Annotated in this window: 5 protein-coding genes; 2 read left to right on the forward strand and 3 right to left on the reverse strand. The window is 38.0% G+C overall.

Annotated elements, in window-relative coordinates:
* The coding region (locus QZT63_RS02930; RefSeq protein WP_290648424.1) for a ribonuclease J at positions 1–950 on the forward strand (950 nt) is incomplete at its 5' end.
* Between the two features lie 35 nt (positions 951–985).
* Here QZT63_RS02930 and QZT63_RS02935 read toward each other — a convergent pair.
* The 3 genes from QZT63_RS02935 to QZT63_RS02945 all read right to left on the reverse strand — a co-directional run bounded on the left by QZT63_RS02935 (position 986) and on the right by QZT63_RS02945 (position 2,914).
* The gene (locus tag QZT63_RS02935; protein WP_290648425.1) at positions 986–1,651 is read right to left on the reverse strand and encodes a TrkA family potassium uptake protein; all 666 of its coding nucleotides are present in this window, start codon (positions 1,649–1,651) and stop codon (positions 986–988) included.
* Positions 1,652–1,830: 179 nt separating this feature from the next.
* Positions 1,831–2,259, reverse strand: coding sequence for a TlpA disulfide reductase family protein (locus tag QZT63_RS02940; RefSeq protein ID WP_290648427.1), 429 nt, complete (start codon positions 2,257–2,259; stop codon positions 1,831–1,833).
* Positions 2,260–2,368: 109 nt separating this feature from the next.
* Complete coding sequence (locus tag QZT63_RS02945; RefSeq protein WP_290648429.1) at positions 2,369–2,914, reverse strand: peroxiredoxin; 546 nt, start codon at positions 2,912–2,914, stop codon at positions 2,369–2,371.
* A gap of 277 nt (positions 2,915–3,191) precedes the next feature.
* Here QZT63_RS02945 and QZT63_RS02950 point away from each other — a divergent pair, with 277 nt between their 5' ends.
* The gene (locus QZT63_RS02950; RefSeq protein WP_290648431.1) at positions 3,192–4,034 is read left to right on the forward strand and encodes a mechanosensitive ion channel family protein; all 843 of its coding nucleotides are present in this window, start codon (positions 3,192–3,194) and stop codon (positions 4,032–4,034) included.
* Positions 4,035–4,177 lie beyond the last annotated feature (143 nt).

Genomic DNA, 4,177 nt, shown 5'->3' on the forward strand with positions numbered 1-4,177 from the left:
AGGCTGTTGAATCAGCAGTTAAATTCAGACGCAAGGTAGCCGTATTTGGCCGCAGTATGGAGAATGCTATTAAAATCGGACTAGAGCTAGGTTATATTAACGCGCCATCGAGCACTTTTGTTGAACCTTCTCAGCTGAATAAGCTGCCAAGCGACCAAGTAACTATTTTATGTACCGGAAGTCAAGGGGAACCAATGGCGGCATTATCACGAATCGCCCATGGAACCCATCGTCAAATTCAAATTATCCCTGGAGATACAGTTGTTTTCTCCTCATCTCCAATTCCTGGTAATAATTTAAGTGTAAGCCGGATTATTGATCAGCTTTCACGTGCAGGAGCAGACGTCATTCACGGTACGTTAAGTGACATCCATACTTCTGGACACGGTGGTCAAGAAGAACAAAAGCTTATGCTAAGGTTAATGAAGCCTAAGTATTTTATGCCTATTCACGGGGAATACCGTATGTTAAAGATGCATACTAAACTTGCACAAGAGTGCGGTGTACTTGAAGAAAACTGCTTCATAATGGATAATGGTGATGTGCTGGCCCTTGATAAAAATGAGGGTAATTTAGCTGGTAAAGTACCATCCGGTTCTGTTTATGTAGACGGTAACGGAATTGGTGATATTGGAAACATCGTCCTTAGAGACAGACGGATACTTTCAGAAGAAGGGCTTGTAGTTGTAGTAGTGAGCCTGAACATGAAAGAGTTTAAGGTTGAGGCAGGACCAGATATCATTTCACGTGGTTTTGTTTATATGCGTGAATCTGGTGACTTGATTAATGAAGCTCAAAATAAACTAGCTGATCATCTCAATGGAATGATGGAAAGAAAGACAAGCCAATGGTCAGAAATTAAAAATGAAATTACAGATATGTTAGGACCATTCTTATATGAAAAAACAAAGCGTAAACCAATGATCCTGCCTATTATTATGGAAATCTAAAAAAGCTCCCGCATTTTGCGGGAGTTTTTTCTTTATTAGTCATCATCAAAAAGGGCGCGCTCCATTCGTGAAATGTCTGTATCAGCGCCTATAACAATTAACACATCTCCCTTTTTTATAGATGCATTTGCTGATGGAGACACATCTATATGCTCTCCTCTTTTAACAGCCATTATATTACATCCGTATTTTGCACGGATGTCCAATTCAATCAACGATTTGCCATGGACTGTTTCACCAGCCATAAGCTCAATAATACTGTATTCATCAGAGAGTTCCAGATAATCCAATACATTTTTCGATACAATATTGTGTGCTATCCTTATGCCCATATCCCTTTCAGGATGAACAACCTTATGAGCCCCAATTTTGTTCAATACTTTCTCATGATAATCATTCTGAGCCTTAACAGTAATATTTTTCACACCTTGTTCTACCAACATTAATGTAGTTAAAATACTTGATTGGATATTGTCTCCAATTGCAACTATTACATGGTCAAAATTACGGATTCCTAAGCTCTTTAAAGTGTTTTCATCGGTAGAGTCAGCTACAACTGCATGTGTTGCAATACTTGCATATCTGTTTACTTTATCTTCATTTGTATCTATAGCAAGAACTTCCATACCTTGTTTACGCAGTGCTTCACAAATACTACCGCCAAATCTTCCTAGCCCAATTACAGCATATTGCTTTTTCATAAGCCCTGCATCCCCCACCCGTATATCTTGTCTTTAGCTTATCATACAAACAAATCAATATTGTTGCAATTATTTTATAATTGGTTCTTCAATGGCAGCCTTATTCCTTTTAATGTGAAAAAGTGACTTTAGCAATCGCCAAAGTCACTTTTATACTTATATTTTAAAATACCTGTCTATTATTCTTTAATACCTAATACACGGTTTACTCGCTTTGTCAGCATTTTCATACCGCCGCCGCCAGCTTGAAAATGCCGTAGTTGACATTCTTCATCAAAAACATAATAACTTGGTACATGTTGATTTTCAAAAGCATCAGTTAATTTATGAGCGTTATCAACAAAAATCGGTTGAGTAATATCATGATCTTCAGCAACTTTCTTGATTTCCTCAAGATCCAAGTCCTTCTCAGAACGAGGCATATGAACAGCAATGACGTTTAGCTTGTCCTTATATTTATCACGAAATTCATTTACATTAGGCATAGCTTCCTTACATAAGCCGCAGCTTATGGACCAGAAATGAATAAGTGTAGGTTTTCCTCCAGTTAAATCTTCTTTCGTCACCTCTCCATTATACCAGGTAGTTGCACCTTCAAGTTCGGGCATTGGTGATCTTAATCTCATCCTTGTTCACCTCTATTTTTCATTATAATTTTATTGAAAATATTGTATGGAAATGGCCTAACAAATCCCTTTGCTAGGCCATTACATTGTATTAAAGTGTCTCTTGACCAGGCTTCCAGTTTGCCGGGCAAAGTCCGCCTGTTTGTAATGCTTGAAGAACACGAAGTGTCTCTTCTACATCACGGCCGATATTGTTATGGTTAACAACCGAGTACATCAATTCACCCTCAGGGCTGATGATGAATAATCCGCGAAGTGCCACACCTTCATCTTCAATCAATACACCGTATTCACGAGAAATAGAATGGTTAGTATCTGCAGCTAAAGGATACTCAAGCTGTCCAAGCCCATTATCATCACGGTTAGTGTTAATCCATGCCAAGTGAGTATGAATAGTATCAGTGGAAACACCGATTACTTCTGCATCCAAGTCTTCAAACTCATCATAACGGTCACTCATTGCTGTAATTTCTGTTGGACATACGAAAGTGAAGTCCATTGGGTAGAAAAATAAAACGGTCCACTTATCTTGTTTCATGTTGTCTTCAAGGCTTACTTTACCAAATTCTTTGTCTGCTAAAACAGCATCCATTTCAAATCTAGGAGCTTGTTTTGCTACCATACGTTTGTCTGACATATGTAAATCCCTCCAAATTTTCTTTGTTAACAATAATTATTTTATAATACTAATTATCGCTGGTCAAATAAAAAGCATATATAAAAGCTCCCCTATTAATATGACCTGTGCAAGGAGGTTTTAAACTATGTTTTTTAGCCACACTAAGTATTATATCTAAACCTTGTCCAGGAAAAAAATCATATGCTCGTTTAATAGTGTTTTCTTTTTTCGACACAGTTCTTGTGGTAAACTCAATAATCGAGTGATAACTATATTGTACGGAAGGAGTTTTAAGATGAATGAATGGATTGAAGCCATAAATTGGGCTGCCATAGGATTAATTATACTTACAGGTTTACTTCAGATCATACTTATCTTCATTGTATACTTTATCATTAGAGGAGCCGGAAGAAGGTTCATCGCAGGAAGTATTAAGCGTATGGAAACTCAGCGTAATATGTCCCCTGGTCGTGCTAGAACACTTGAAAAATTAGCAATGAATACTTTTTCATATGTCCTTATCTTTATTCTTGCAACATTTATCATAGGTATTTTCAATTATAATGTAACTGGATTAATTGCCGGAGCTGGTATTATTGGTCTGGCTATTGGATTTGGTGCACAAGGTCTTGTTAGTGATATTGTTACTGGATTCTTTTTGTTGCTCGAAAAGCAGCTTGAAGTGGATGAATACGTTACAATAGCGGGGATTGACGGAGTTGTAGAAGAAGTGGGTTTACGCACTACAAGAATAAGAGGATTTGATGGAACTGTACATTTTATTCCAAATCGTGAAATAGGCAGCCTTAGTAACCACTCCCGTTCTACTATGCGTGCTCTTGTGGATATCAGTATCGGTTACGATGAAAATATCGATGAGGCAATGGTAGTTATTCAAAAGGTATGTGAACAGTTTCAGATTGAAGACGAAACGATAATTGAAGGACCTAATGTAATTGGGGTTCAGTCTCTCGGAGACAGTGATGTAGTACTCAGGGTTATTGCCAAGACTGCTAATATGGAGCAATGGACTGTAGAGAGGAAATTGCGAAAGGCTATCAAAGAAGCTCTTGATCTGAACAACATCGAAATTCCTTTTCCACACCAAGTATATATTCAAAAGAACGAAGCAAATTAATCAAGAAGAGCGCAAGGCTCCGGCCTATCGGCGACACTCTTTACCTGCGACGAGTAACCGCAGGAGCAAGCAAATGCTTTTGACCGATAAAAAGTGCTCTTTACTTTTTATTCGGGCAACACATTTGACCTCGAGCCGATGGC

The sequence above is a fragment of the Aquisalimonas sp. genome (assembly GCF_007120195.1).
Taxonomy (GTDB): domain Bacteria; phylum Pseudomonadota; class Gammaproteobacteria; order Nitrococcales; family Aquisalimonadaceae; genus Aquisalimonas.